This window comes from Amycolatopsis thailandensis (assembly GCF_042723255.1).
Taxonomy (GTDB): domain Bacteria; phylum Actinomycetota; class Actinomycetes; order Mycobacteriales; family Pseudonocardiaceae; genus Amycolatopsis; species Amycolatopsis thailandensis.
Genome location: NZ_JBHXJK010000028.1, coordinates 40,198 through 67,026 on the forward strand (window position 1 = coordinate 40,198; position 26,829 = coordinate 67,026).

Below are 26,829 nucleotides of genomic sequence, written 5' to 3' on the forward strand. Positions count from 1 at the left end.
GTTGAGAGGAATCGATGGCTGACCAGGAAGCCAAGCTCGACGCGGCCATCCGGTCGTTTCAGGAGCAGGCCGCCAAAGCAGCGGAACTGAAGGACAAGATCGCCGGGCTGCGCGGATCCGCGCGCAACGCCGACGGCTCGGTGACGGTGACCGTCGCCCCGTCCGGCGCGCTGCTGGGACTCCAGCTGTCCCCCAAGGCGATGAACCGCACGCACACCGCGCTGCAGCAGGACATCCTGAACGCGATCAGGGAAGCCACGCAGCAGGCCGCGGCCGCGATGCAGCAGACCGTCCAGCCGATCCTCGGCGATCGCGCGGAGCAGTTCAAAGAGGCGTTCAACGCCCACGTCGAACCGCTCGGGCCGAGTGCTCCCCCGCCCGCGGAAACCCTCGCCGGACCCGCCGCGCCCGTTCAGCAGCAGCCTGTCCGCACCCAGCGTCCCTCGCGTCCGGCACCCAGCGACGACGAAGACTTCGGCGGCCCGATCCTGCGGAGGGACTCATGACCGGCTTCGGTGTCCAGACGGAAGCGCTCACCGCGCACTCCACGGGGTCCAAAGAGGCCTCGGGGAACTTCGGCAGCCTCGCGAGCCTGCTGGAGCAGGCCAGGGTCTCCGACGACTGCTTCGGCCCGCTCGGCGAGCTGATGGCGTTCAAGTACTTCGAGGGTCTCCAGGAATGTCAGGACCTCGCCGAGCAGGCGAAGTCCTTCATGGACCAGATCGCCGACAAGACCACCACCGCGGCGAAGACCTACCTCGAGCACAACCAGGGCACCGCCGAGGTCATCACCGGGCTCGGCGCCGGGCTGGACGACGGCGGCAGCGGCCCCGGCAGCCTGAGCGACCTCAACAGCGCGGGCGACTCGGGCCGTAAAGGCTTCTGGGAGCAGAACGGCGGCTACGGCAGCTCGTGGGTCAGCACGTCCTCGGACGTCGCCAGGGCGAGCAGCCCGCCGGACGTCGCGATCGCGGCCGTGCACGCGCGGATGGAACAGCTCCAGCTCGTGATGAGCCCTGGGCAGTCCTTTTTGGACAACGGACTCGGCTTCCTGATCGGGATCGTGATCAGTCCGCTGGTCGAGCTGGTGCTGGAGCCCGCGATCGGCGACCCCGAGCAGATGCGCAGCACCGCCAAGGGCTGGGAGCAGACGGCCAAGTGGCTCGACGGCGTCGCCGAGCACGAGCAGAAGCGCGCCGACGGCACCAAGGAGGCCTGGAAGGGCCAAGCGGGCGACGCGTTCCGCGGCCAGATGACCGAGTTCTCGGGCGGCGCCAAGGCGTTCGCGAACGACGTCCGCGGATTGCAGCAGATCCTGGAGATCGCCGCCGACCTGTTCGACGCGTTCGTCGAGATCGTCATCGACATCATCCAGGAACTGGTGATGGGCCTGATCATCGAGTGGCTGGCCGCGCTGGCCGCCTCGTGGATCACGGCGGGCGCCTCGGTCGGCGCGGCGGGCGCCGCCACGGCGGGGCAGGTCGCGGTGACGGGCGGTCGGCTCGGGATGAAGGTCAAGCAGCTGCTCGGCAAGCTCAAGCCGTTGATCGACAAGCTCGAAGACATCCTGAAGATGCTCCGCAACGGGCCGCTCAAGAAGGTCGTCGAGCGCGCCGAGGGCCTGCGTGACGGCAACTGGCTGCAGAAGCGGCTGGCCGACCAGATCGACAAGAACCCCCTCGCGAAGATCGTCACGAAGGCCAACCCGACGACGGGGGCCTCGAAGACGGCCAACAAGTTCGCGGACCGGTTCGGCGTCGGCGGCGAGGGCTCGGACGCGCTCACCACGAACCTCACCGAGGCCGGGCTCCGGGCGATGGGCATGAGCGGGACGACCAGCGTCGGAAAGGCCGCTTTCCGCGGCAGTGCCGGTAACCTGACGGAGCTGGGCGTCGAGCAAGGCGTCAAGGCCGGCTACAACGAGTCGCAGGATTCGTCGTCCGAGGAAGAGCGCCGCGCGGCGACCGACAGAGGGTTCACGATCGAAGAATGAATCTCGGCTACCCGCTCGGGGCGGCGTCGCAGGCCCTGCCTTCGCTGGACCCGGGCGAACGGTTGCTGTGGGCCGCGTACGGCCGCACGCTGAACTACGACGTACGCGGCCTCGATCCCTGGGGTGTCCCGAAGAAGAGCGTGCTCGGGAAGTTCGGCTCGGGCGCGGCGAACTTCGCCGGGGACATGGTCAGCGCCGCGCTGGGCGGTGGCGATGACGGCGGTGCGTCGAATCCGCCGTCGCCGCAGGTCATCGTCCTCGGTGAGCAGGGCGGCATCGCGCACGCGGCGGTGCGGGAGCTGTCCACCAGCGGTTCGCTTTCGCGGCTGTGGGCGTTGACCAGCACGCGGCTGCTCGTGCTGGAGAAGGTCGTCCCGCCGCCGGAAACGCCCTCGAAGAAGTCGTTCATGTCGAAGGCGATCGGGTTCGGCAAGGACATCGCCGCGATCATGACCACGAAGACCTACGGCGAGAACGCCGCGGGCGTCCCGATCGCGCGGCACGAGATGGTGCCGCGCGCCGGGATCCCGCGCGATCGGATCGCCGGTTTCGCGGTCGCCGAACACGGCAAGAAGAAGCGTCCGTGTCTGCGCGCGTCCTTTGTGGACGGATCCGGGATGGACTTCTTGTTCGACTGCGACGATCCCCGGCAGTTCGCTTGGCTCTATTCGGTGACGGTGAACTGATGGAGAACACCCTTCCGATCGCGAAGTCCGTCGACGAGATCGTCGAACGGGAACTGCACCAGTTCTGGCTCGCGCCCGGCGAACGCCTGATCATCGGCTGCCCGCCCGCGCACGGCCACGTGGGTCTCCTGCTGGACGGAAAGCTCACGCTGCCCTACGAGCCGTCACGGGAAACCCCTGCGGTGACAGGGAAAACGCGGTGGCCGCTGCCCGCGCCGGACGTCCTCGAAGGCGACTGGACCGACGACCCGACGATCGCCTACTGGGTCGTCGCGCGTTCGACGGAGCAGACAGCCGCGCGGCTCGCGGACCACCTCGCCGGGGGCAAGGGTGAGGCGCGGCTGACGCTGTCCGACCGGCGGTTGGCCGTCGTGTACCCGGCGAAGCTGCTGGAGGGCGAGGATCCGGCCCAGCCTTTTCGGACCTTCGAAGAGATGCCGTCGGGGGTCGTGCGTTCGGTGACCGCGCTGTACCTGGGGCGGAGTTTCCCGCCGCGGCCGGTGCTGCAGTTCGTCTTCGCCGACGGGTCCGTGGTCTACCAGCGGGACCTGCTGGCGGTCACGCGAGCCGACCGCGCCCACTCACGCCGCTGACCTCACGCATTTAGTCCTCTGAATGCGGTAGTTCGCGAACCCAACTACCGCATTCAGAGGACTAAATGCGTAAGGGGGCTAGCGGGCCGAGAGCAGGTAGAGGCTTTGGGTGCCCATCCAAGGCGAGTGGATCGTCCAGGTCGCGAGGGCGTTCGCCGGCGGCGTCTTGCGGGTGGTGGCCAGCACCAGATCCGGGGTCGCGGGCGGAACGCTGTGGTCGAAGAACCGGAAGTTCGCCGCCAGCAGCGCCTTGCCGAGCTCGCTGCTGCGGTTCTTCGTCTCGGTGATCGCCGGGTCGACCGAGCCGCGGTCGGAGAACTGGTCGACGATGTCGCAGTCGCAGGAGTAGGCGAGCGCGCCGACCTCGCCCGCGCTCTCCACCTTGCGCCCCTGGGTCAGTTCGGCCAGTTGCGAGCCGATCCGGCGGTACTCGTCGGACGCCGCGTGGTTACTGGTGATGGGCGCGAACCGGCGCGGCAGCTCGGGAGTGGCGTAGGCGAAGGCACTTACGAGCAGGAACGCGCCGGCGAGGATCCCCGCGCCGAGCCTGGCCCGGCCGGGGACGGCGCAAGCGGCCGCGGCGAGGAAGACCGTCGCGCCGACGATGCTCGGCGCGTAGTACCAGTGATACGGCGGGACGTTCAGCCAGCAGTAGGCCAGATAGTGCGCCGCCCCGGCGATCGCGAGGGTCGCGAACGGCGCCAGGCGCTTCGCCCGCTCCGAACCGCGCCGGTAGTGGAACGTCCACAGTAGACCGGCGAGCCCGCCGATCACGAGCGGCAGAAAGGAAAGTGTCGCCGCCAGCGGGAAGTTGCGCCAGTACAGCAGCGGGCCGTTGGTGAAGCTGAACGGTCCCCACGAGCGCTGCATGATCTTGATGACCAGGGTGTCCGGCACCGCCGAACCCAGGGTCAGCCAGCTGAACCCGAACCACGGCAGCATCACCGCGAGCGCGGCGAACGTCATCCGCCAGATGCCCACCCAGAATTCGCGGCGCGCGAGGAACAGCACGAACGCGATCAGCAGCAGGTCGATCCGGATCAGCGCGATCAGGCCGATCACCGCGCCCGCGGCGGCGGGACGGCGTTCGTGCAGCAGCACCATCAGCCAGACGACGGCCGCCGCGCCGAGGGCGACTTCGAGGCCGACCGACGACAGCAGCAGCGGGTTCACCAGCAGCAGGCCCAGCGCCAGCGGGGCGAACCCGCCGGGGAGACCGGTCGCGGCGCCGATCCGGCGCAGTCCGAGGACGAGCGCCACCTGGCTCGCGACGAAGACGATCCCGGCGGCGAAAACGGCGTCCCGGACGATGAACGTGATCAGCGCCAGCACGAGGACGTTCAGCGGCGACGTCGCGGTGTTGGCGGTGCCGTCCTCGATCAGGCCCCAATGGCCGTGGAAGGCGAGGTTCTTCGCGTACGACAGCGTGATGTACGTGTCGTCGATCAAATGCCCGCTGACCAGCACGAACACCAGGGCCGAAGCGACCGCCGCCCCGGCGGGCAGCACCCAGGGGCGGGTCAGGACGGCGACTCCCGGCAGCGCACCGGAGGCCTGGGGCAGTTCAGCGGAGGCGCTTCGCATCACGAGTACGGTACACGCTGCCGTGATGATTCCGTTATCTACCCTCCGTGGGACTCGTCACCTGCGACGGTCCCACGGACGGATGATCATCGGTTCCCGTCGTGACGCCAGCCGCGGTCACCGGGGCCGCCATGGAAGTCACGGTGTGCGCCGGGACCGTCCTGACCACGGTGTTCACGGGAGAAACCGGGCCAGTCGCCGTCACGGGAAGCCAGGCCGACGGCGGTGCCGATGACGCCGCCGCCGAGGATGAAGCCGAGGAGGCCGACCGCGACCAGTTGTGTCGCGCGGTGCCCGGCGAAGCGCCGGAAACCGCCCTTCTTCGGCGGAGCCTGCTGCGCGGGCACCCAACCGGGCGGAGGCCCGGCAGCGGCAGGCGTCCCGGCCTGAGCTTCGGCAGGGGGTTCGACGGGCTTCGCTGTCTCGTCACCGACGGCGGGCTGCTCGACCGTCTTGTCCTCGTCTTCGGACGGCCGCTGCGGGTCGCTCATCTCTCGCTCCTAGGTCGGTGGGAGCAGGTGTCCTACCCGCTCCCACCACCGAGGATGCGTGCGCAACCTGTGGATGCGCTGTGTCCGAGCTGTCGAATCAGAGGTAGAACGACAGGAACAGCGTGACGACCCAGCTCGCGCCGAGCACCTGGAGCACGCGGTCCTTGAGCGCGATCTCCTCGGGCTCGCCCGCGTTGCCGCCGTCGACGTCGACGGCGTAGCGCAGGACCGCGACCACGAACGGGACCATCGAGACGACCGCCCAGACCGAGTCGTGCTCGACCTGGCGGATCTCGAACGCCCACAGGCAGTACGACATGATCAGGATCGCCGCGGACGTCGCCCAGACGAACCGCAGGTAGCTCGCCGAGTACTTCTTGAGCGAAGACCGGATCTTCGCCCCGGTGCGCTCGAAGAGCATGATCTCGGCGTAGCGCTTGCCCGCCACCATGAACAGCGAGCCGAACGCGGTGACCAGCAGGAACCACTGCGACATCGCGATACCGGCGGCCACACCACCGGCGATCGACCGCATCAGGAAGCCCGAGCCGACGATGGCCAGATCGACCACCGGCTGGTGCTTGAGCCCGAAGCAGTAGCCGAGCTGGACGGCTTCGTAGACCGCCAGCACGACCGCGAGCTGCCAGCTGGCGAAGAACGAGATGCCGAGGCCGAGGGCGAAGAACACGACCGCCGAGACGTAGGCCACCGGGACCGGCACGATCCCGGCCGCGATCGGCCGGTTCCGCTTGGTCGGGTGCGCCTTGTCGGCCTCGACGTCGACGGCGTCGTTGATGAGATAGACCGAGGAGGCCACCAGCGAGAACGCCGCGAAGGCGATCAGCGCGGCGATCAGCAGGCCGGTCCGGTCCGTCGACTTCGAAAAGGCGAAGAACGGCGCGGCGAACACCAGCACGTTCTTCACCCATTGACGCGGGCGTGCCGTCTTGATGATGCCGCCGACGAGACCGCCGGCGATCTTCTTCGGTTCGGCGGCCTCGGCCACGGGTTCTACGTCGTCAGGCTTGGAATCGGCCTTCTCGGTCGTTTCACTCATCGTCGCTTCAGCTTCCTACGTATCAAGCCGCCGACTACGCCCCCAAGGGCCGCTCCGGCCAGAACGTCGGTCGGGTAGTGGACGCCGAGCACGAGCCGGGAGGCCAGCATCGGCGGTACCAGGGCCGGGACCAGGTTACGCCCGGTCAATCCGGAGTAGAGCACCGCCGCCGCCGTAGTCGAGGTCGCGTGCGAGGACGGGAAGCTCAGCTTGCTCGGCGTGGAGACCAGGACCTCGACGCTTCCGTGGTCCGGTCGTGGCCGCCTGACCACGCGTTTCACCGCGATCGAGGCGGCGTGCGCACCGACGACGCCCGCCGCCGCGACCAGCCAGTCCTTGCGCCGCTTCTTGTCCACCGCGGCCCCGACGAGCCCCAGCGCGAACCATCCCGCGCTGTGCTCGCCGAAGTGCGAAAGACCCCGCGCCGCCTTGACCGTGACATCGCTCTTCAGGACGCCCTGCACCTTCGACAGGACGGCCACTTCACCCGTGGGCGCGCCCTTCTCAAGCATCGAGGGACCCGTCAAGAGGCGCGCCATCGGTCAGGTGCGGCGCGATCTTGTTGTCGAACGCGGACAGCGCCGAGCCGATGGCCATGTGCATGTCGAGGTACTTGTAGGTACCGAGACGGCCGCCGAACAGCACGTTCTTGTCCTTGGCCTCGGCCTTCGCCAGCTCGCGGTAGGCCTCGAGCTTCTCGCGGTTCTCCGGGGTGTTGATCGGGTAGTACGGCTCGTCGGCCTCGCCGGCGAAGCGGGAGTACTCGCGGAACACGACCGTCTTGTCGTTCGGGTAGTGCTTGCGCTCCGGGTGGAAGTGCCGGAACTCGATGATCCGGGTGTAGGGCACTTCTTCGTCGTTGTAGTTGACGACCGAAGCTCCCTGGAAGTCGCCGGTCTCGACGACCTCGGACTCGAAGTCCACCGTGCGCCAGGTGAACCGGCCCTCGGAGTAGCCGAAGTAGCGGTCCAGCGGCCCGGTGTAGACGGTCGGGGTGCCGGCGGGGATGTGCTCGCGGACGTCGAAGTAGTCGACGTTCAGCCGCACCTCGATGTTCTCGTGCTCGGCCATCTTCTCGAGCCACGCGGTGTAGCCGTCGACCGGCAGACCCTCGTAGGTGTCGTTGAAGTACCGGTTGTCGAAGGTGTAGCGGACCGGGAGCCGGGTGATGATGTCGGCGCCGAGGTTCTTCGGGTCGTTCTCCCACTGCTTGGCCGTGTAGCCGCGGATGAACGCCTCGTACAGCGGGCGGCCGATCAGCGAGATCGCCTTCTCTTCGAGGTTCTGCGCGTTCGCGGTCTCGAACTCCGACGACTGCTTGGCGATCAGCTCGCGGGCCTCGTCCGGCGTGTGGGACTTGCCGAAGAACTGGTTGATCAGCGCCAGGTTCATCGGCAGCGGGTAGACCTGGCCCTGGTACTTGCCGAACACCCGGTGCTGGTAGTTCGTGAAGTCGGTGAAGCGGTTGACGTACTCCCACACACGCTTGTTCGAGGTGTGGAACAGGTGCGCACCGTAACGGTGCACCTCGATCCCGGTCTCCGGCTCGGCTTCGGAGTAGGCGTTGCCACCGATGTGATGGCGCCGCTCCAGCACGAGGACCTTCTTGCCGAGCTCGGCCGCGGCCCGTTCGGCCACGGTCAGCCCGAAGAATCCGGACCCGACCACGATGAGGTCGTAGCCGGCGAAATCGGCTTCAGTAATCTTGTCGGGGTTCGTGTGCGCGCTCACGGGCGTCGAGGGTACGCAGGTCACCTCCGTGCCCTGCACCGAGCACCGGTTTTCACCTTCGACAGACACATTTAGGAAGCAGTGCCTACTCCGGACACCTTCTGGTCGTATTTCGGTGCGACCATCACGTACCTCGCCGTGCTGGCGGTCCCCGGCGGACTCGTCGGCCGGGCCGCGGGCCTGCGCGGCTGGGCCCTGGCCGGGCTGGCCCCGCTGTTGTCCTACACGGTAACCGGGCTGGCCGGTCCGTGGCTCGCACTCGCTGGCGTGTCGTACAACCCCCTGACCGTGGCGGCGGTCACGGCCGTGCTCGCCGGGATCGGGTTCGGTCTCAGAAAGCTGGGGCAGAGCCGCGGCTGGATCAAGCCGGGCGCCGAAGATCCGCCGACGAAGTGGCACCCGCGTGCGCACTACGCCGTCGCGGCCTGTGTCGCGCTGGCCGTCGGCATCTCGATCCTCGTGGTGCTCTCGGCGCGCGGCGGGACGACGGCGGTGTTCCAGCGCTGGGACACCGTGTTCCACGCGAACGGCATCCGCTACATCTCCGAGACCGGCGACGGCTCGCTGACCGGCATGGGCACCGTCAACTGGTACCCGGACGGCTCGTTCTATCCGAACGCGTACCACCTGGTCGGCTCGCTCGTGTACTCGATCTCGGGGACGACGATCCCGGTCACGCTGAACGCCATCACCATGCCGGTCGCCGGGATCTTCGCGCTGTCGATGGTCGCCCTGATCCGCCAGCTCGGCGGGCGGGCGGTGTTCGCGGGCTGCACGGCCCTGGTGGCCGCCGCGGCCACAACCGGCGCGTACGAGTCGGTGTCGAGCGGGCTGCTGCCGTTCGCGCTCGGGATCGTGCTGACGCCGCTGGCCGTGGTCGCCCTGGCCCGGTTCCTCGCGCGGCCGGGCCTGGACACCGGCTACGTGCTCGCGCTGACCGCCGTCGGGCTGCTGGCGGCGCACTCGTCGGCGCTGTTCGGCGCGCTGCTGTTCGCCTTCCCGCTGGTGGTGCAGCGCTGGTACCGCGCGCTGCGGCACAAACCGCTCGACGGCGTGCCGGAAGGCCGCGGCGGCTGGCGGGTCATCGGCGGCGACGTCGTCAAGATGGTGCCGGTGATGGCGGGGAGCGCGCTGCTCGCGGCGCCGCACATCCTGGGCGCCCTGAAATTCACTTCGGGTTCATACCCCTATTACGCGTGGGGCTCGCAGCTGCCGGTGCTGAAGTCGCTGGGGCTGCTGGTGACCTTCCGGCAGGTGCTGAGCGCGCCGCAGGTGTGGCTGACGGTGCTGCTGGCGATCGGTGTCCTGAGCCTGTTCCGGCTCGGCCGGATGCGCTGGGTGGGGCTTTCCGCGATCGGCTTCTCGGGGTTGTTCGTGCTGGTCGCCTCGTTCGGCGCGGAACCGTGGGTGATCTCGCTGTCGCGGCCGTGGTGGAACGACCGGTACCGCCTGATGGCGCTCGCCGCGATCCCGCTCTGCCTGCTGGCCGGGCACGGGATGGCGGAGCTGCAACGCTGGTTCGCGAAGTGGGCGAGCGGGCGCTCCTGGGTGAAGAGCCGTCCCGCGCTGCCCGCCCGGCTCGGGCTGGCGACCGCCGTGTTCGTCGTGGCCGCGTCGGCCGTGCTGACCAAAGGCTTCTACACCGAGTCGAACGCGCACGCGGTGTCGTTCCTGTACTACAACGGGCCCGAGGGCGAGGTCACGCCGCCGGTCAGCGCCGACGAACTGGCCGCGATGAACGAGCTGACCAAGATGAACATCGGCCCGGACGAGAAGGTGCTCAACGAGCGCTTCGACGGGACGGCCTGGCTGTACGCGATCACCGGCATCCACCCGGTCGCCGGGCACTACGACCCCGGTGTGCCGCCGCCGGACGCGAAGTACCTGGCGCTGCATTTCCGGGACTACGACACCGACCCCGAGGTGCAGGCCGCGGTGAAGCGGCTGAACATCAAGCACGTGCTGATCGGGAGCACGCCGATCAAGATCGGCGAGCCGCCGGCGCCGGGGCTGCGGGATCTGGACGGGCTGAACTTCCTGCGGAAGGACTTCGGCAACGCGGGCGCTTCGATCTACACCCTGACCCGCTAGACGACCTGACCCGTCGACGTGGGCTGAAGGGCGCTTTCCCCGCATGCGACGCGGTGAAAGCGCCCTTCGCCGCGTGAGAGGTGAGGACGGTTCTGGCGGACGCGTATTTGCCTACCCACTGGTGTGGGCTGGCGAGCGTGGAGGATCCGGGACGTTGAACGTCCCGGATTCTCCGTTGATCAAGGTCCAAGACCGGGCATCCCTGGCGACGATGTAGGAATTGGGACGTTCAACGTCCCAATTCCTTCACCGTCGCGCCCTGGCAGCCGCGGAGCCACCACTCTCGCCCAGTTCAGGCGTGGGTAGGTAAACACCGGTCCGCTCTGACCGTCCTCGCGTATCTGGATGCAGCACTCGGGTGTTCCGCCGCTGAGCACGCGAGATCCGGCTCCAATCACGCGAGATCCGGCTTCGATCACGCGAGTGACGTGCCGCGTCACCACCGCGCCCGAAACACCACCGTCGAGCCTCAGCCCACAGCTCTAACGTCTCGATCGCCGGGTTCGAAGACGTGACTCACGTGCTCGGACACGTCACTCGCGTGATTGGGGACGTGACTCGCGGGCCGAAAGTTCAAGGCTCGCGTGGTCGCGGACTGCCCCTGCCGCGACCACGCGAGCCTCAGTCCCCCATTCACCCCCGGGGTGACCCATGAGGGGCAGCCGCTGAAGGGCCGCACCCACTCGCTGTACTCATCCCTCAGACGACCGTTGAACGGACCTGGTTGAGCGGAGCCGCCGATGTCACCCGATCGGCCTAGACGTTCCTGCCCTGTAGTACCGGGAGTACGTCGCTGACGACCTCTTCGAGCGTCGACTCGCGGCCGACGTAGTAGTCCCCGGACCGCGGCCAGTGCGTGACGATGTCGGTGAACCCGAGTTCACCGGCCCGCCCGGCGGCGTCGGTGAACGCGCCCACACTGGAGAGGGAGAAGACGGGCGCCGAGTCGAGGCTCAGGAACCGCTGAACGCCCGCCTTGTCCCGGCCGACGGCGTCGAGCCGCTCGTCGAAGGTCTTCACGAGTTCCGCGACGCCCTTCCACCACTCGTCCTGGGTCTCCGCCTTGATGCCGGTGGTGGCCCAGCCCGCGCCGAACCGCGCGGCGAGCGTCATCGTGCGCGGGCCGTTCGCGGCCACCAGGAACGGCAGCCGGGGCCGCTGCACGCAGCCGGGCAGGTTCCGGGCACCCTTGGCCCGGTAGTAGTCGCCCTCGAAGTCGAAACCGTCGGTCATCAGCAGCCCGTCGAGCGCTTCGACGAACTCGGTGAAGCGGTCCGTGCGTTCCTTGGCCGACAGTTCGGGGCCGTCGAGCACGGCGGCGTCGTAGTGGGTGTGCGGGACGCCGGCGCCCACGCCGAGGACGAACCGGCCGTCGGAGATGTCGTCGAGGGTGGTCAGCTCGCGGGTGAACGGCACCGGGTGCCGCGCGACCGGCGACGCGACGAAGGTGCCCAGTCTGATCCGCGACGTCACCATGGCGGCCGCCGTCAACGTTGGCATCGCACTGAACCACGGGCCGTCGACGAGGTTCCGCCAGCCGAGGTGGTCGTACGTCCAAGCGTGGTCGAAGCCGTATTCCTCGGCGGCCCGCCATTTCGGCTCGGCCGCCCACCAACGATCTTCCGGAAGGATCACGATGCCTACGCGCACACGGGGGAAGGTACTGGTCCAGACCGACCCTTCGCCCGATGGGCGGATCTTCGGGGACAATGCGCGAGTGGAAAAACCCCTCTTGATCGCCTCCGACGTCGACGGAACCCTGCTCGGCCCGATGGAGGCCCTGACCGAACGCACGATCGGCACCGTCCGGCGGGTCACCGAGGACGGAGTCCCCTTCGTGCTGGTCAGCGGCCGTCCGCCGCGCTGGATCGCCCCGATCGCGAACCCGCTGGACCTGACCGGGTACGCGGTCTGCGCGAACGGCGCGGTGCTGTACGACATCGGGGCGGACCGGATCGTGGCCGTCCACGGCATGCTGGAGCCGACGCTGCTGCACGACGCCGTGAGTGCTCTTGATCACGCTCTTCCCGGCTGCCGGTACGCCGCCGAGCGGATCGGCGAGTCCGCGCTCGACGAGGAAATGCGCAACTTCGTGATCGAACCGGACTACCACAACCCGTGGGGTGACAACGAGGGCACGCAGGCGCCGCGGGCCGAGGTGCTCGGGCATCCGGCGATCAAGCTGATGATCAGCAGGCGCGGGATGACCTCGGACGAGATGGCGCGGGCGGCACGCGAGGTGCTCGAAGGTTCGGTCGACATCACCTACTCGACGAACTCCGGCCTGATCGAGGTCTCCGCGCACGGCATCACGAAGGCGACCGGGCTGGCCGAGGTCGCCGAGCGGCTGGGGGTGCCGGCCGGGCGGGTGATCGCGTTCGGTGACATGCCCAACGACATCGAGATGCTCGGCTGGGCCGGGCACGGGGTGGCGATGGCGAACGCGCACCGTCACGTCCTGGACGTCGCAGACGAGGTGACCGCGCCGAACTCCGAGGACGGCGTCGCGCAGGTGCTCGAACGCTGGTTCTGACCCGCGTCGGTCAGGGTGACCGGGGACGGGTCTCGCGTGCTTGCAGGCGGAACTCGCGTGCGTAGAGGCGGAACACGCGTGTCTGGAGGCGGAACTCGCGTGATCAGCGGCCTTCGCGGTCGAGCTCGGCGGCCTTTTCCGGCGTCGGCGCGGTTCCGCCGAGGTGCGCGGGCAGCCACCAGCGCTCGTCGTCGGAGCCGGGCTTCTCCGGGTAGTCCGCCTGGACGCGCTCCACGAGCGCGGACATCCGCACGCGAAGGTCCTTCGAAAGGACTTCGGCGTCCTCCTCGGCCTTCGGGTGCATCGGCTCGCCGACGAGGATCGAGATCGGGACGTGGCGCTTCGTGAGGTCCTTCGGACGGCCCTTGGTCCACAGCCGCTGCGTGCCCCACAGCGCCATCGGCACGACCGGGACGCCGGCTTCGGCGGCCATCCGGACGGCGCCGGACTTGATGTCCTTCACGGTGAAGGACCGGCTGATCGTGGCTTCGGGGAACACCCCGACGACCTCTCCGGCCTTCAGGCGCTCGACGGCTTCGCGGTAGGACGCGAGCCCCGCGCCGCGATCGACGGAGATGTGGTGCATACCGCGCATGAGCGGCCCGGCGATCCGGTTGCCGAAGATCTCCTTCTTCGCCATGAACCTGACCAGGCGTTTCGCCGGCTGCGCGCCGAGCCCGCAGAAGATGAAGTCGAGATAGCTGACGTGGTTGCAGGCGATGACCGCCCCGCCCGTCGACGGGATGTGCTCGGTCCCCTCCACCCGGATGCGGTTGTCCAGCACCCGGAACATGAGCTTCGCCGCCATGATGACGGGCGGGTAAACGAGTTCGGCCATTCGTCCAGGTTACGCTACCGTAGGGTAACCAACCTACGGTCGCGTAGGTCACAAGCGGCTGCTGACGTCATCACCCCAGGTCACTGCCCTAAAATGTGCTCGTGACGCACGAGACCACCGAAATCACGCTCATGCCGCGAGGAAGACCCGGCGCTCAGCGCCTCTGGGCTTACCTCGCGCTGGGCACGGTGTCCCTGATCAATCTGATCTCCTTCATGCCGAAGTTCCCCAAACCGCATGAAGCGGCCTGGGGCGACGCGCTGAACTACTACCGCATGTCGGAGCAGACCGGCGCGGCCGTGGACAACCCCTTCGCGTTGCGGATGCTGAGCCCGTGGATCATCCACCGCGGCAACCTGCTGACCGGGCTCTCGCTCGACGTCCTCTGGGTGGCCTTCACCTTCGTGGTCACGCTCGCCACGGTGATCGTCTTCTTCGAATTCCTGCGCTCGTACCTGAAATTGCAGCTGTTCACGTCGGTGCTCGCCGCCGTCGCGCTGGCCTGCACGTTCTGGTACGCGCCGTACGCCTTCAGCAACCCGTGGCTGGTCGACCCGCTCAACAACCTGCTCTACCTGCTCGCGATCTGGTTCATCCTCAAACGCAAGCTGATCCCGTTCGCGATCGTCATCGTGCTCGGCGCGATCAACAAGGAGACGACGCTCCTGCTGGCTCCGCTGTACCCGCTGATCGCGTGGACGCGCGGCCGGTCGTTCCGTGATCGCGATGTCCTGGGGGGCATCGGCGTGTTCGTGGTCGCCGCCGGGATCTACGTCGGCTACCGGATCTGGGCGCAGAACCTCATCGGCGGCGACTACGGCTTCGGCGCGGGCCAGTCCAACAGCGGCCTGCTCGACAACATCCGCTTCGCGCTCAACGCGGGCAAGGGCACCGGCCAGGTCGAACTGTTCACCACGTTCCACTTCTTCTGGCTGATCTTCGGCTACGGCCTCTACCAGCAGTACCGCCGTCACGGTCTGCGCGCGGAACTGCTGATCGCCAGCATCTGGCTGTTCGCCTGCTGCCTGGCCGGACGGCTCGTCGCGACCGACACGGCGCGGGTCTTCGTGATGATGGCGCCGCTGCTCATCGCGCTCGTCGCCGTCGTGCTCGACCAGCAGCGAGGCGAGGGACGGCGGCTCTGGGTCGGCGCGCTGTTCTTCCTCTACATCGCGGTGAACCTGCGGTTCGTCGGCGGTCCGGCGGTGTTCTGGGTCGACGCCGTCGCGCTCCTGATCTTCGCCGCGTTGGTGTCGTTCCCGGCGACAACGCGCCAGGCGGGTTTCAAGGGCTTCAACGGCTTCCGGCCGCATCAAGGAAGATTGGACGTCGAGGACGACGTCAAATCCTCCTGACGCGCGAAAGTCACCAGCGCCAGGACGACGCCGAGCAGCGTGCAGTACAAGGCGATCGCCTGGTGCTTGACGTTCTCCAAGCCGTCCCCCAGCGCGGCCAGCGCGAACTGGCCGGCGGCGACGGCGAGAAGGAAGCCCAGCGCGATGCCCACCGCGTCACGCCGGGCCTTCCAGCCGCGCCAACCGAGCAGGAACCAGATCGGCAGCAGGGCGAAGAAACCCAGTGGCGCCAAGAGTTTCGTGATGGTCGACGCCACCGGGACGCGGTGTTCCTGTGCCTCCGGCGCGAACCCGGCCGACTGGTCGAAGCTCCCGAGGTAGGGCGGGCGCGCGGTGAGCAGATCGCCCGCCGCGCGGTCCAGGATCCCGACGGTGCGCCAGGGATGCGTCGCGAAGTACTCGACGACGTTGCGCCTGCTGATCTGTTCGCGGTACCGCGGGTACTCGGGGTCCATCGTCGCGGGTTTCGGATGCCACCAGCCGTTGCCCGCGTACTGGCCGAACGAAGCGGGCAGCCCCAGCGCGGCGAGGTCGGCCCCGGTGTCGTGCCGACCGTCCACAATGGTCAAGAAGATCGTGTTGAACATGTTGATCTCGCGCGAATCGTCACCAGGACGCGCGGCGAGTGAGCCGTCGGGGAGCTTCGCCGGTTCGACGGTCTGCTGGGCGTACGCCGTGCCTCCGGCGAGCGCACCGACGACGAACACCGCGGGAAGCCAGCGCTTCAAACCCCTGACTCCGGCCGGGCGGACGAGCAACGCGGCGAGCGCGAGCAGCGGCAGGATCATCAGCGTCTGGACCTTGGCGTTGACCGCGATGACGCCGCCGAAGAGAAGCACGGCCAAGCCCGCGTAGCGCCACCACCCGGGTCGCGCGGACACCAGCAGGCCGCCGACTGCCAGGAGAAGACCGAGGAACGCGGCGCCTTCGCCGAGCACGGAGGCGAAGTAGCCGAAGAACGCGGAGTCCGCGACGACCAGCAGCAGCCCGACAGTCGCGAAGCCGCGGACGCGACGCGAGTACGGCAGCCCGACGACGATCAACGCGACCGCGGCGGCGGCGAGGACGCTGGTGAGCACGCCGAGCACCACAAGGCTCAGTGTCGATTCGAGGCCGAGCAGCCCGCCGATCGACCGCGCGATCCGCGCGAACCAGCTCTGGGTCAGGAGATAGGTGGCGTCGCATTCGCCCGCCGGCGCGGTGTAGGAGAGGCGCACGAACGGCTCCGGCTTGCCCTTCCACGGGATACCCGCGCCGCACAGCACGCGGAAGCCGTCGCCGTTGTCGGCCATCCCGACCGGCCTCGGCACGAGGAAGCGGACGAGCAACACGGTGAGCGCGGCGGCGAACACGCCGAGGCCGAACAGGCGCGAAGAGAAGCCAAGCGCTGCTGGTCGGCTGGGGGAAACGCGTTCGTCGACACTCACGAAGGGCACGGTACGTGGCGGAAATCGGGTGAGCGGTCGAGGGCCGCCCTCACCGAGCGTTCGACGTCCGCCCGCAGGAACACGGTGAGCCAGGACGGCGTTCCTTCACGCGCGAAGGTCGCGACGCGGTACCTCGCGACGTACGCCGGATCGATCACGCAGGACTGCGTCGGCGAGTAGCCGTTGTCGGTGATGACGGCGATCGTCGGATGCCGCCGGGTGACGAGGGTCTCGCCCGCTTCCTCGGTCTGCCCTCGGACGCCGACGATCTGGAGCTGCGTCCCGGCGTGGTAGGACAGCACGCCGGGCGCGGACGTGCTCACGATCGAACCGGGCGGCAGGTAGGCGTCGAGCCAGCGGCCGATCTCCTCCAGTTGCGCTCCGTGGTCGTGCCAGGCGCGCACGCGGGCCAGCATCTCCGGGCTGAACACCGAGACCAGCACCGCGAGCCCGGACAGCGCCATCGCGGCGGCGGGCATCAGCCGCCTGCCCCGCGGACGCGGCCGCGGACTCGGTTTCGCCGTCGCGGTGAGCACGCCGTAGACCGATACGGCCGCCACCGACAGCAGCGGCGGGATCGGCGCGAGCAGGCGCCAGGCAGGCCTCGCGTCGCCGCCGAAGAAGACCACGAAACCGGTGAGCGCGACGGCGGTGACGAGCATCAGCCAGGTCAGCGACCTGGCCTCGGCCTCCCCCGGTGTCCGGCCGGCGCGACGCAGTGCCAGCGCCACCGCCGCGGCCAGGCCGAGCAGCAGGAAACCCTGGTGGACCACCGAGAAACCCGACAGGTACCGCCAGCCGTGGTCGATCCGCTGCGGGACATCGAGGTCGAAGGGGATGACCACCGACGTCGGCAGGACATGGTCGTAGTAGGTCATCCGCCACGCCGTCCACGGCGCGGCGAAGACGAGCCCGCCGAGCAGCCAGCCCGCCGGGGCCCACCAGGAGTGGCGGCCGCGCAGGGCGGCGACGACCAGCCAGCCGCCGACGAGCACCGCGAGCAGGACCCCCGCCGGGCGCGTCATCATCGCGAAGGCGACGAGCACGCCCGCGACGACCGGGCGCCGCGCCGCGAGCGAGGCGAAGACGCCGAACACGAGCAGCACGAACAACGGCGTCTCGGTGCCGGATCCGCCGTACGCGGCGAGGCCTCCGGCGCCCGCGACGAGGACCGCGGCGGCCACCCCGGCGGCCGGGCGCGGCTCCCCCGCGGCCCGCTCGACCACCCGGTTCACCGTCACGTGCGCGAGCAGGACGGCGCCGAGGGTGGCGAGAACGCCGAGCACGATCGCCGAGGTTTCGATATCGGCGTCGAAAGCGGCCTTCGGCAACGCGATCACGATCATCCAAAGGAAATTCGCGTAACCCTCGATCCGCTCGCCGGTGTTGAACACCGGACCATTGCCGTCGGCGATGTTCTGGGCGTAGCGGAAAGTGATGTACGCGTCTTCCGCGATGGTCGAAAACAACAGCTGGTGCGCCGCGGAGAAACCGAGGGTGAGCAGCAGCGCGACCGCGCGCCAGTTCTTGTCGGCGCTGATCTTGGGCCAGGCCACCAGCACGAAGATCGCGAGCACGGACCAGGCGACGGCAAGCGCGATCACCACCTGATCCCACCCTCCCGGGCCGAGCCGCTCCGTATGCGAAAAAGACTACGGTCAAGTATCGAACGCCGCGCCAAGGTGTTTCTTTCGGCGCAGTCAATTGACACGAACGGGTGAGTCGAGTGTGCGCGGAGTAGACGATGCTCCGCCGAATTCCCCCGCGGGATGTGACTCCTTCGGGTAACGGCCCTCAGCGGTTAATCTGGCCGCCCATTCCGTTCCGCACCCCGGGAGTTCCGTGCGGATACCCCACTCCGCTTTCAGACGCTGAGGACACCTTGTGCCCACCCAGACCTCCCTCCTGACCGACGTCGTCACGGTCTGTGTCGCACTGCTCGCCATCGGCCTGCCCGGTCTGCTCACCGGTCTCGCCGCCGGCCTGCGCGGCTGGGTGCTCGCGGGGATGACGCCGTTGCTGAGCTACGCCATCGGCGGTCTCGCCGGGCCGTGGTCGGCCGCGCTCGGGCTCCCGTTCACCCCGGTGACCTACGCGGTGGCGACGGCCTTGTTCGCCGGTGTCGCCTACGGCCTGCGGCGGCTCACACTGCGCCGGTGGCCGCCCGCGCCGGAGGAACCGCTGTGGGGCCGCTCCGGGCATCTCGCCGTCGGGGCCTGCCTGCTGCTCGCGGCCGCCGTCGGGATGTACGCGGTGGTCCGCGGGATGGGCAGGCTGGACGCCATCCCGCAGGGGTTCGACGCCGTGTACCACGCGAACGGCGTCCGGCAGATCGCCGAGACCGGTGACGGCAGCCTGTTCGGCACCGGCGAGGTCAACTGGTACGGCGACGCGGCGCCGGTGTTCTACCCCAACGCCTACCACCTGCTGGCGTCGGTGGTGTACCTGCTCAGCCCGGCGAGCATCCCGCTGACGCTGGACGTGAACACCGCGCTGCTCCCCGCGTTGCTGGCGTTGTCGCTGGTCACGATGGTGCGCGTGTTCCGGGGGCGCGCGGTGTTCGCGGGCGCGGTCGCGCTCGTGTCCATCGCTCCGGTGATGGGCCTGTACGAATCGATGAGCAGGGGACCTTTGCTCCCGTTCCTGCTCGGCCTCGCGCTGACCCCGCTGGCCGCCGTCGCGGTGAAGCGCTACCTCGACCGCCCGGCGCCCGACACCGGTTTCGTGCTGCTCATCGGCGCCGTCGGGCTGCTGTGCGTGCACTCGTCGGCGTTGTTCGGCGCGATCCTGTTCGCCGGTCCGCTGCTGCTGCAACGCTGGGTCGCGCCCGGTGACCGGTGGCGGCGGATCGGGCGGGATCTGCGGGCGCTGGCGATCATCGGGGTCCTCGCGGTCGCCGTGGCCGGGCTCCAGCTGTTCGGCGCGATCGGCCTCGCGAACGGCGAAGTACCCTACCGCAGCTGGCCGGTCGAATGGCGCGCGACGACGGCGCTCGGCGCGCTGCTGGGCTTCCAGCATTACGAGCCCTATCCGCAGATCTGGCTTTCGGCGGCGTTGTTGCTGGGCTTCATCTTCTTCTCGCGGGCGGGCGGGCTGCGGTGGATCGGCGTGACGGCGTTGATCACCGGACTCGCCTACATCGCGGTGACGTCGTCGGAGCAGCCCCTCGTGCTGGCGCTGTCCCGGCCGTGGTGGAACGACCCGTACCGGTTCATGTCGATGGCGGCGGTCCCGCTGTCGATCATCGCCGCGCACGGCCTCGCCGAGACGCAGGCGTGGCTGCGGGACACCGTGGCGCTCCGGAAGGTGCCCGCGTTCGTCGTCGCGCTGGCGATGTTCGGCGGGTTCGCCTTCCTGAGCAACGGTTTCTACGCGCGGTCCAACGCGGAGAAGGTCGCGTCCGGCTACGCGAACACGCCCGGCATCAACCCGCACAAGCTGCCGGTGAGCCCGGACGAGGTCGTCGCGATGGAGAAGCTCGCCGAGCTCGCGAAGCCCGGCGAGCGGGCGCTGAACGACCGGCTGGACGGGACGGTGTGGACCTACGCGCTCTCCGGTGTCCGCACGACTTCCGGGCATTTCGACGAGACGCTGTCGCCGTCGGACGCGCGGCTGCTGGAGTGGCACTTCCGCGAGTACCCGTCGAATCCCGCCGTGCGGGCGGCGGTGGCGCGGCTGAACGTGCGGTGGGTGATCCTCGGGCAGTACGGCTACCCGACGGGCGCCCCGCGGCAGGCCGGGCTGCGCGATCTGGAGGGGCTGAACTTCGTGACCGAGGTGTACCGCAACGCCGACGCGGTGATCTACCGGTTGAACCCCTGACGCGTTTAGTCCTCTGAATGCGGTGGTTGCCCCGCGCAAGGGCCGCGTTCAGAGGACTAAACGCGGGAAGTGACGAGGCGGGCCGAGAGGGCGGCGGCGCCGGCGGTGATCAGGTCGGCGACGGTGAACATGACGCGCGAGGCGATGGCGAAGGCCGTCGCCTGGCCGACGGTGAGGCCCGACGCGGTGAGCACGGCGACCTGCGCGACCTCGCGGACACCGACCCCGCTGGGCAGGATGAACGCGAACGTCCCGACGGTCATCGCGACCGCCATCGCGCCGACGCACAGCACGAAGCCGCTGAAACCCGGCGTGCCGACGGAGTTCGCGAGCAGCCACAGGTGCACGCCCTGCAACGCCCACGCGGCGGTCGACGAGCCGAAGACCTTTCCGACGACCGACCAGCTCAGCCGGTGGTCCAGCGGCGGGCGGCGCAGGATCCGCAGCACGAGCGACGTGCCCCAGGTCAGCACCTTCGGGTGCAGCATCGCGAGGCCGACCGGGATGAGCACGAACAGCCACATCGCCCGCGGGCTGTTGCTGAACACCGCCGGGGCCGCGAGCAGCGAGACGACCAGCGCGGACACCACGCCGACGCCGAGCTGGATCAGCGAGCCGGTGAAGATCCGGGCCCTGGCGAGCCCGGCCTTGCGGCCCAGTTCCATCTGGAGCAGGTACGCCCACACCGAACCCGGCACGTATTTGCCGAGCGAGCCGACGAGGCAGATCTGCGCGCCCCTCGCGTAGCCGATCGGCTTGCCGAGGTCGTCGACCATGACCTGCCAGCCGTAGGTCGACACCATGATCGCGGCGATGAGCGCGAGCAGGCTCAACGTGGAGGATTCCCACGCGACCTCGGACAAGGTCCGCCAGAATTCACCCCAATTGGTGACGAGCGTCTTCGCCGCGAATGCGACGACCAGCAGGATGGCGACCCAGCGGACGACGTCGAGGATCTTCGCCTTGGTGGATTTCGGCTGCTTTACAGATACCGAAGTGTCCTCTTCGGGCGTTTCGACCGTCGTCACTGAACCTCCTCTGCTGTACCGCTGACAAACTCCGTCACCGCAGGTCAGGCCTGTACGGTCACCAAGCGGCTGAACTCGGTCAGCAGATCGTAGCCGTCCCAAATCGCGGAGAACGTCAGGGCCGATCCGAACGGAACGACACGGTCGACTCCGCGCCCCGCCAATTCCGTCACGAATTCCGTCAATTCTTCTTTGCTGAAGCCGAATTGACCGACGGTTTGATCTTTGCGGAGCACGATCGGGACGAGGTCGGAAAGCGTGTCGACCCGCGCGTTGGCGAAAGTGCCGGCGCCGAGCCATTCACGCGGCAGGATCGCGGGATCGGCCAGCTCCAGGGTCGCGATGCCGTTGCCCTGGAACTCGATGCCGCTGACGAGCCCGTCGACGGCCGCGCCGTACGCCGAAACCCGCTTCTGGACGGCCATCGCGGGCTCGGTGACGTGCTGTTTCGTCGCCAGCACCTCGGCCAGCAGCTTCCGGAACTCCTGCCCGGCCTCGCGAGCGCCGTCCTCGTCGCCGACCCAGAACACCGCTCGCGGCGACGAGCAGGCGGCCTGGTCGAACCAGTACGAGTCGTTGTAGAAGCCCTCGGCGGCACCGCGGCGCTCGGCCTCGGAGGCGTTCCGCCAGCCGCGCACCGACGCGACCGCGAACGACGACCGGTCCGGGAAGGTCAGGTCGCGCGCGTGCGGCGCCAGCGGGTACTTGCGCAGCGCCGCGACCGACGCGTCCCCGCCCCAGATGACCCGCAGGTCCGCGGCGACCGACAGCGCGCCGCTGATCGCGTCGCTGCGGTCGTAGGTGACCATGCGCTGGGTCGCGGTGATCGCGGCGGCGGTTTCGGCGTCCACTTCGGACAGTGCGGCGTTCAGCGCTTCCAGCACTGTTTCGGCGGCACCGGCCGAACGCGAGGAGACGCGGACGACGTTATGGTTGCCCGCCAGCGCCGAAAGCGCCCACGAGTACACGAAAATCGTGTCGACGTTGGCGGGCGGCACGTGGAAGACGAGACCGCGCGGGAAGCGCAGCGCGTCGCCGGAAGTCTCCAAAGTGGACAGTGCTTTGGCGATCTCTCCCTTGCGCAGGAAGAAACCGAGCGACGCCAGCTCCGGGAAGCGGCGAGCCGTCGCGGGGGCGAGCAGCTTGCGCGCGAACTTCGTCAGGAACTCGACGACACGCGGGTCACCGACGCGCAGCCGTCCGCCGACAGGCTCGGCCCGCAGCTCTTCGACCAACGAGGAGACCTCGATCGCGTCGCCGAGCGGAAAACGCTGGTTGAGAGTCATGCCGCAGCCCCCTGGAAGGTGTCCGAGCAACCGCGGGCCTCGGCCTTGGGCAGCCTGCCCATGACGGAGAAGTGCTTGCCCGGCCAGTCGCCGTCGTCGATCCCGTTGTAGACGCCGAGGTCTTCGGTGAGCAGGACGTGGCCGGGGTACGAGTGCGGCAGCGTGCTGACGACCTCGATCACCCCCGGCTCCCCGACCGGCTGCTCTTCCCAGGTCTCCGGGTTCCGGATCACGACGTCGGCGAAATCGGGGCAGTACAACGAGTTCCCGGACGGTCCTTCGAGGAACACGGTGCCGATCTGCTCGATCATCCCGTAGTAGTTGTGGATCCGGGTGAGGCCGGTGTCCTCTTTGAAGCGACGGCGGAACTCGGTGTTGTCCACCGCGCGGTCGATCAGCTTCTTCCAGCCGCCGGAGTGGATCAGGATCCCGTTGGACAGATCCAGCTTGTGATCGCGCGCGACCTCGTAGAGGTACTGCCACACCATGAAGGTGAAGCCGAAGATCAGGAACGGCTTGTCGCCGTAGGTCGCCAGGAACGTCTTGACCGCCTCGACGTCCGGCTGGTCGTTCTCGTCGAGCACGTAGGTGTGCTTGCGGCCGAAGTTCGCCATGCCCAGCACGCCCGCACCGCGCGCGGAGAACGAGCGGCGGTTCTTGATGATGCCGATCGTGTCGACCATCAGCATCGGCAGGCGCTCGCCGCCGAGGACTTCCTGCAGCGTGGCGCCGAGCTGCTTGGTCTGCGCGCCGGCGGCGGCCTTGTCCAGGTAGATCCGCGACGCGCCCGCGCCGGTGGTGCCCGACGAGGTCAGCGTCTTGAAGATCTCGGACTCGGGGATGCTGCGCAGGTCGTGCGTCTTGAACATCCGCACCGGCAGCCACGGCAGGTCCGCGATGGAAGCGAACGACGCGTCCCGCGCGATGCCGAGCGACGAGAGGATGCGCTCGTAGCCTTCGGAATTCTCGCGGTGGTGCGCGGTGAGCTCGGCGAGCTGCGGAAGCAGCTGCTTCTCGCGCTCCGCCTGAGACAACGTAAAGACGCTCATACCTGGGCCTCCAGCGACCGGTAGTCGATCTTGCCGCTGGCGAGCAACGGCACGGTGTCGATGGGACGGACGTCGAACCCGCTGGTGTGCAGGTGCAGCCGCTCGGACAGCGCCTTCGCGGCGTCCTTGCAGATCGCCTTGGCCCCGTCGCCCTCGGGCAACTCGGCGAACAGGACGACCTTGTCCCCGGCCGGGACGGCGGCCACGACGTCGATCCCCACCGAAGCTGAACGCACGGCGTGCTCGAGATCATCCAGGCTGACGCGGTTGCCGAAGACCTTGCCGATCCGCTTGAGACGGCCGGTGATGTAGAGGAAGCCGTCGTCGTCGAGGTAGCCGAGGTCGCCGGTGGCCAGCACGCCGCCGTATTCGTCGCCCGCGGCCAGCCCGGCCTCGTCCTCGGCGTAGCCCATCATCACGTTGGGCCCGCGATAGACGACTTCGCCGACGATCTTCGGGTGCTTGGTCTCGGAGCCGTCCTCGCGCCGGACGGCGAACGAGCCGCCGGGCAACGCGGGCCCGGCCGAACCGAGTTTCTCCGCGAGCCGGTCGGCCGGGACGGTGGTCATCCGCGGGGCGGCCTCGGTCTGCCCGTACATGACGAACATCCGGCCGCCGACCTCGCGGATCTTGTCGTTGAACTGGGCGACGAGGTCGTCACGCAGCTTGCCGCCCGCCTGGGTCAGCGTGCGCAGCGTCGGGTACTTCGCCGGGTCGAACTTCAGGCGCCGCAGCATCTCGTAGTGGTACGGCACGCCCGCGAGCGAAGTGACCTTGTGCTCGTTGACCGCGTCCCAGAACCCGCGCCCGAGCACGCCGGACGGCTCGATGACGACGGTCGCGCCGCGGACGAGGTGCGAGTTCAGCACGGACAGGCCGTAGCTGTAGTGCAGCGGGAGACTGGTCGGCGCGACCTCGTCGCTGTCGATGCCGAGCACCTGCGCGATCGCGTCGGCGTTGGCGAACACCGCACCACGCGAAAGCCGGACCAGCTTCGGGTTTCCGGTGGAACCACTGGTCGGCAGCAGGATCGCGAGATGCGGATGCGGCTCCACCCCCTCGGCGGACTCCCGGACCCAGTGTCCGTCGGAGACGCCGTAACCCTCGGGTGCGGGCGCGTCCGGCGCGGACAGCACGGCGGCCGGGCGGAAACGCTCGATGAGCCCCGCCAGGACGTCGGCGTCCAGCGCCGGGTCGATCAGCGCGATCGCGCGCCCGGCCTCGAACGCGCCGAGGTAGTTCAGCACGCTTTCGAGGTCCACCGACATCCGCGCGAACAACGCGCCCGGCGGCAGCAGCCCCAGCGCGGCCCCCACGCGGGTGACCTCGGCGTCGAGTTCCTCGCCCGCGAGCGTCTTGCCGCTCGTGACCTCTACCAGTCGTGCACCCACACCCAAAAGGGTCATCAGAGAACAAGTCCTCCATCGATGCCCAGCACCTGGCCGGTGATGAACGAAGCGTCATCACTGACGAGGAACCGGATCGCGTTCGCCACGTCCTCGGGCGTCCCGAGCCGTCCGAGAGGCGTCTTGCCGATGTTCTCGGCCTTCGCGTCCTCCGTCAGGCCCGAGGTCAAGTCGGTGTCGATGACGCCGGGCGCCACCGCGTTGACCCGGATCCCGGAGCGGCCGAGTTCCTTCGCGGCCGAACGCGCGATGTTCGCCACCGCCGCCTTCGAGGCCGCGTACACCGTCTGACCGGCGCTTCCGTGCTCGCCGACGATCGAGGCAAGCACGACGATGGCGCCGGTTTTCTTCCGCATCATCGCCCGGGCCGCGGCCTGGACGGTGTGCAGCGTGCCGGCGACGTTCGTGCTCAGCGTGGTGTCGACGAGCTCCTCGCGGATCATGCCGAGGAGCGCGTCCTCCATGATCCCGGCGTTGGCGACCACGATGTCGAGCTTGCCGTGCTCCTTGGCCACGCCGCGGACCAGCGTCGACACGGCCTTGGCGTCGGTGACGTCCAGCGCGAGCCCGCTAGCCGCCCCCGCCGCGGCCGCCGCTTCCTTGGCCTTGGCCTCGTCACGGCCGGTCAGCACCACGGTGGCGCCCGCCTCGGCGAGCGCCCGCGCGGTGGCCAGCCCGATGCCCCGGGTACCCCCGGTGACCAGGGCGACCTTGCCGTCCAGCATCACTTGGACTGGAGGTCGGTCACCATGTCGACGGCGACCTTGAAGCTGGACATGTCGATCACCTGGTCGGTGTCGAATTCCACATCGAACTCGTCCTCGATGGCCGCGACCAGCGCCATGTGACCGACCGAGTCCCACGCTTCGATGTCGCGGTACTTCAGGTTTTCGACGTCGACCTCGCCATCGAGGTCCAGCGCCTCGACGAAGACCTCACGCAGCTTGCCGGCGACTTCCGCCATCTTCTGACTCCTAGTGCTCCTCGCGCGGACGGGCGTCCCACGCCTTCACCAAGGTAGAGAGGTCGCCGGGCAGCCGGTCGGCCAGCCCGTCCTCAGGGAGACCGGCCTTACCCTTCAGCCACGGTCCCAGTGCCTCGATGGTGGCCTCGTCCAGCCCGCGGCGGGACAGCCCGACGGTATTGACGCCTGTCACCCGGGCGGGGTTGCCGACGGCGATGGTGAACGCGCCCACTTCCTTGCGGACCGCGGAGCTCATCCCGACCATCGCGCCGGGGCCGATGACGACCCGCTGGTGCAGGATCGCGCCCATGCCCAGGTTCGCCCCGGACCAGACGTGGCAGTGGCCGCCGGTGATGACGTTCGAAGCGACCGTGACGGCGTCCTCGACCAGGCAGTCGTGGGCGATGTGGGAGCCGCGGAGGAAGTAGCCGCCGTCGCCGATGGTGGTCGTGCGCCAGGTGCCCTGGTGGACGCTGACGTATTCGCGGATCCGGTTGCGGCTGCCGATGACGACGCCGTGGCCGTCGTGATCGGGATCACCGTTCGGCGCGGTTTCCCAGGCGGCGGGGTGCTCACGGCCGCGATCCTCGCCCGGGGTCCCGATGGTCACGTGCGGGCCGATCCAGTTGCCGTCGCCGATGCGCGCCGGGCCCACGATGACCGTGAACGGCCCGATCACGTTGTCATCGCCGAGCTCGACACCCTCGCCGATGATCGCTGTCGGGTGGATGCGGTTCACCACGTGAGATCCGTTCGTTGTGGCTGGGAGGCAGCCTGGGGTAATGGGCGCTTCGGCGGTCCCGGTAACGTGTGGCCCGCGCCAGAGAGGGCGGCCGGGCGCAGAACCGGCGGCTCACTGTACCGGACGCACCAGAACGCCCAGTCGAGAGAGACT

The 26,829-nt window shown here is 68.8% G+C and carries 24 protein-coding genes; 8 read left to right on the plus strand and 16 right to left on the minus strand.

Annotated features, from left to right (window positions below; all coding sequences use genetic code 11):
• The first annotated feature begins 14 nt into the window (after positions 1-14).
• The 4 genes from ACFWMR_RS13925 to ACFWMR_RS13940 are packed head-to-tail and all read left to right on the plus strand — an operon-like array spanning position 15 to position 3,272.
• Positions 15-506, plus strand: coding sequence for a YbaB/EbfC family nucleoid-associated protein (locus ACFWMR_RS13925; protein ID WP_378274812.1), 492 nt, complete (start codon positions 15-17; stop codon positions 504-506).
• The gene (locus ACFWMR_RS13930) at positions 503-1,993 is read left to right on the plus strand and encodes a WXG100 family type VII secretion target (RefSeq protein ID WP_378378603.1); all 1,491 of its coding nucleotides are present in this window, start codon (positions 503-505) and stop codon (positions 1,991-1,993) included. The genes ACFWMR_RS13925 and ACFWMR_RS13930 overlap by 4 nt, the downstream gene beginning before the upstream one ends.
• A complete protein-coding gene (locus tag ACFWMR_RS13935; protein WP_378378604.1) occupies positions 1,990-2,679 on the plus strand; it encodes a hypothetical protein in 690 nt (229 codons plus the stop codon). Before ACFWMR_RS13930 ends, ACFWMR_RS13935 begins: the two co-directional genes overlap by 4 nt.
• Positions 2,679-3,272: a hypothetical protein gene (locus ACFWMR_RS13940; RefSeq protein WP_378378605.1), complete on the plus strand. Its 594-nt coding sequence runs from the start codon at positions 2,679-2,681 to the stop codon at positions 3,270-3,272. Before ACFWMR_RS13935 ends, ACFWMR_RS13940 begins: the two co-directional genes overlap by 1 nt.
• A 78-nt stretch (positions 3,273-3,350) precedes the next feature.
• Here ACFWMR_RS13940 and ACFWMR_RS13945 read toward each other — a convergent pair whose 3' ends face one another.
• From ACFWMR_RS13945 to glf, 5 genes are all read right to left on the minus strand, one after another.
• On the minus strand, positions 3,351-4,856 hold the full coding sequence (locus ACFWMR_RS13945) for a hypothetical protein (RefSeq protein WP_378378606.1): 1,506 nt from the start codon (positions 4,854-4,856) through the stop codon (positions 3,351-3,353).
• A gap of 86 nt (positions 4,857-4,942) precedes the next feature.
• Positions 4,943-5,347: a hypothetical protein gene (locus ACFWMR_RS13950; protein WP_378378607.1), complete on the minus strand. Its 405-nt coding sequence runs from the start codon at positions 5,345-5,347 to the stop codon at positions 4,943-4,945.
• A gap of 97 nt (positions 5,348-5,444) precedes the next feature.
• Entirely contained in the window at positions 5,445-6,404 is a 960-nt protein-coding gene (locus tag ACFWMR_RS13955) for a decaprenyl-phosphate phosphoribosyltransferase (protein WP_093936354.1), read from the minus strand.
• Positions 6,401-6,916 (minus strand): phosphatase PAP2 family protein, encoded by a 516-nt coding sequence (locus ACFWMR_RS13960; protein WP_093936412.1) that lies wholly within the window; start codon positions 6,914-6,916, stop codon positions 6,401-6,403. Before ACFWMR_RS13960 ends, ACFWMR_RS13955 begins: the two co-directional genes overlap by 4 nt.
• Positions 6,909-8,135 (minus strand): UDP-galactopyranose mutase, encoded by a 1,227-nt coding sequence (glf, locus tag ACFWMR_RS13965; RefSeq protein ID WP_093936411.1) that lies wholly within the window; start codon positions 8,133-8,135, stop codon positions 6,909-6,911. The genes ACFWMR_RS13960 and glf overlap by 8 nt, the downstream gene beginning before the upstream one ends.
• Positions 8,136-8,216: 81 nt before the next feature.
• Here glf and ACFWMR_RS13970 point away from each other — a divergent pair, with 81 nt between their 5' ends.
• Positions 8,217-10,226 (plus strand): DUF6541 family protein, encoded by a 2,010-nt coding sequence (locus ACFWMR_RS13970; protein WP_378378608.1) that lies wholly within the window; start codon positions 8,217-8,219, stop codon positions 10,224-10,226.
• Between the two features lie 756 nt (positions 10,227-10,982).
• Here the strand turns inward: ACFWMR_RS13970 and ACFWMR_RS13975 are convergent.
• Positions 10,983-11,876 carry an LLM class flavin-dependent oxidoreductase gene (locus ACFWMR_RS13975; RefSeq protein WP_378378609.1) on the minus strand — a complete coding sequence of 298 codons (894 nt, stop codon included), beginning with the start codon at positions 11,874-11,876 and terminating at the stop codon, positions 10,983-10,985.
• Positions 11,877-11,958: 82 nt separating this feature from the next.
• On the opposite strand from ACFWMR_RS13975, the gene ACFWMR_RS13980 reads away from it, so the two are divergent.
• On the plus strand, positions 11,959-12,759 hold the full coding sequence (locus ACFWMR_RS13980) for an HAD family hydrolase (protein WP_167406263.1): 801 nt from the start codon (positions 11,959-11,961) through the stop codon (positions 12,757-12,759).
• 103 nt (positions 12,760-12,862) lie between these two features.
• Here the strand turns inward: ACFWMR_RS13980 and ACFWMR_RS13985 are convergent, their stop codons facing one another.
• The gene (locus tag ACFWMR_RS13985; protein WP_093936356.1) at positions 12,863-13,597 is read right to left on the minus strand and encodes a lysophospholipid acyltransferase family protein; all 735 of its coding nucleotides are present in this window, start codon (positions 13,595-13,597) and stop codon (positions 12,863-12,865) included.
• Between the two features lie 101 nt (positions 13,598-13,698).
• On the opposite strand from ACFWMR_RS13985, the gene ACFWMR_RS13990 reads away from it, so the two are divergent.
• The gene (locus ACFWMR_RS13990) at positions 13,699-14,952 is read left to right on the plus strand and encodes a hypothetical protein (protein WP_378378610.1); all 1,254 of its coding nucleotides are present in this window, start codon (positions 13,699-13,701) and stop codon (positions 14,950-14,952) included.
• On the opposite strand, the gene wsfD is transcribed toward ACFWMR_RS13990, so the two are convergent.
• Both wsfD and ACFWMR_RS14000 read right to left on the minus strand, forming a co-directional pair.
• Positions 14,910-16,379, minus strand: a complete 1,470-nt coding sequence (gene wsfD / locus ACFWMR_RS13995; RefSeq protein ID WP_378378611.1) for a glycan biosynthesis hexose transferase WsfD — start codon at positions 16,377-16,379, stop codon at positions 14,910-14,912. The two genes, ACFWMR_RS13990 and wsfD, sit on opposite strands and share 43 nt — an antisense overlap.
• On the minus strand, positions 16,376-17,986 hold the full coding sequence (locus ACFWMR_RS14000; protein WP_378378612.1) for a hypothetical protein: 1,611 nt from the start codon (positions 17,984-17,986) through the stop codon (positions 16,376-16,378). The genes wsfD and ACFWMR_RS14000 overlap by 4 nt, the downstream gene beginning before the upstream one ends.
• Before the next feature lie 277 nt (positions 17,987-18,263).
• Here ACFWMR_RS14000 and ACFWMR_RS14005 point away from each other — a divergent pair, with 277 nt between their 5' ends.
• On the plus strand, positions 18,264-20,201 hold the full coding sequence (locus ACFWMR_RS14005; protein ID WP_378378613.1) for a DUF6541 family protein: 1,938 nt from the start codon (positions 18,264-18,266) through the stop codon (positions 20,199-20,201).
• A gap of 56 nt (positions 20,202-20,257) precedes the next feature.
• Here the strand turns inward: ACFWMR_RS14005 and ACFWMR_RS14010 are convergent, their stop codons facing one another.
• From ACFWMR_RS14010 to ACFWMR_RS14040, 7 genes are read right to left on the minus strand one after another with little or no spacing between them, the layout of a single operon-like run.
• Positions 20,258-21,229, minus strand: coding sequence for a lysylphosphatidylglycerol synthase transmembrane domain-containing protein (locus ACFWMR_RS14010; protein WP_378275928.1), 972 nt, complete (start codon positions 21,227-21,229; stop codon positions 20,258-20,260).
• Positions 21,230-21,273: 44 nt separating this feature from the next.
• Positions 21,274-22,515, minus strand: a complete 1,242-nt coding sequence (locus ACFWMR_RS14015; protein ID WP_378378614.1) for an acyl-CoA reductase — start codon at positions 22,513-22,515, stop codon at positions 21,274-21,276.
• Positions 22,512-23,564, minus strand: a complete 1,053-nt coding sequence (locus ACFWMR_RS14020; RefSeq protein WP_093936362.1) for a LuxE/PaaK family acyltransferase — start codon at positions 23,562-23,564, stop codon at positions 22,512-22,514. The genes ACFWMR_RS14015 and ACFWMR_RS14020 overlap by 4 nt, the downstream gene beginning before the upstream one ends.
• Positions 23,561-24,970, minus strand: a complete 1,410-nt coding sequence (locus ACFWMR_RS14025; protein ID WP_378378615.1) for an AMP-binding protein — start codon at positions 24,968-24,970, stop codon at positions 23,561-23,563. Before ACFWMR_RS14025 ends, ACFWMR_RS14020 begins: the two co-directional genes overlap by 4 nt.
• Complete coding sequence (locus ACFWMR_RS14030) at positions 24,970-25,695, minus strand: SDR family NAD(P)-dependent oxidoreductase (protein ID WP_020632875.1); 726 nt, start codon at positions 25,693-25,695, stop codon at positions 24,970-24,972. Before ACFWMR_RS14030 ends, ACFWMR_RS14025 begins: the two co-directional genes overlap by 1 nt.
• The gene (locus ACFWMR_RS14035) at positions 25,695-25,934 is read right to left on the minus strand and encodes an acyl carrier protein (protein WP_005149592.1); all 240 of its coding nucleotides are present in this window, start codon (positions 25,932-25,934) and stop codon (positions 25,695-25,697) included. The genes ACFWMR_RS14030 and ACFWMR_RS14035 overlap by 1 nt, the downstream gene beginning before the upstream one ends.
• A gap of 10 nt (positions 25,935-25,944) precedes the next feature.
• Positions 25,945-26,676 carry a UDP-N-acetylglucosamine acyltransferase gene (locus ACFWMR_RS14040; RefSeq protein ID WP_378378616.1) on the minus strand — a complete coding sequence of 244 codons (732 nt, stop codon included), beginning with the start codon at positions 26,674-26,676 and terminating at the stop codon, positions 25,945-25,947.
• Positions 26,677-26,829: the final 153 nt, after the last annotated feature.

Bases quoted from the DNA above. Each gene is read 5' to 3' on its own strand.
- ACFWMR_RS13925 (WP_378274812.1), top strand. From the start codon at position 15: ATGGCTGACCAGGAAGCCAAGCTCGACGCGGCCATCCGGTCGTTTCAG.
- ACFWMR_RS13930 (WP_378378603.1), top strand. From the start codon at position 503: ATGACCGGCTTCGGTGTCCAGACGGAAGCGCTCACCGCGCACTCCACG.
- ACFWMR_RS13935 (WP_378378604.1), top strand. From the start codon at position 1,990: ATGAATCTCGGCTACCCGCTCGGGGCGGCGTCGCAGGCCCTGCCTTCG.
- ACFWMR_RS13940 (WP_378378605.1), top strand. From the start codon at position 2,679: ATGGAGAACACCCTTCCGATCGCGAAGTCCGTCGACGAGATCGTCGAA.
- ACFWMR_RS13945 (WP_378378606.1), bottom strand. From the start codon at position 4,856: ATGCGAAGCGCCTCCGCTGAACTGCCCCAGGCCTCCGGTGCGCTGCCG.
- ACFWMR_RS13950 (WP_378378607.1), bottom strand. From the start codon at position 5,347: ATGAGCGACCCGCAGCGGCCGTCCGAAGACGAGGACAAGACGGTCGAG.
- ACFWMR_RS13955 (WP_093936354.1), bottom strand. From the start codon at position 6,404: ATGAGTGAAACGACCGAGAAGGCCGATTCCAAGCCTGACGACGTAGAA.
- ACFWMR_RS13960 (WP_093936412.1), bottom strand. From the start codon at position 6,916: ATGCTTGAGAAGGGCGCGCCCACGGGTGAAGTGGCCGTCCTGTCGAAG.
- ACFWMR_RS13985 (WP_093936356.1), bottom strand. From the start codon at position 13,597: ATGGCCGAACTCGTTTACCCGCCCGTCATCATGGCGGCGAAGCTCATG.
- ACFWMR_RS14015 (WP_378378614.1), bottom strand. From the start codon at position 22,515: ATGACTCTCAACCAGCGTTTTCCGCTCGGCGACGCGATCGAGGTCTCC.
- ACFWMR_RS14020 (WP_093936362.1), bottom strand. From the start codon at position 23,564: ATGAGCGTCTTTACGTTGTCTCAGGCGGAGCGCGAGAAGCAGCTGCTT.
- ACFWMR_RS14025 (WP_378378615.1), bottom strand. From the start codon at position 24,970: ATGACCCTTTTGGGTGTGGGTGCACGACTGGTAGAGGTCACGAGCGGC.
- ACFWMR_RS14030 (WP_020632875.1), bottom strand. From the start codon at position 25,695: ATGCTGGACGGCAAGGTCGCCCTGGTCACCGGGGGTACCCGGGGCATC.
- ACFWMR_RS14035 (WP_005149592.1), bottom strand. From the start codon at position 25,934: ATGGCGGAAGTCGCCGGCAAGCTGCGTGAGGTCTTCGTCGAGGCGCTG.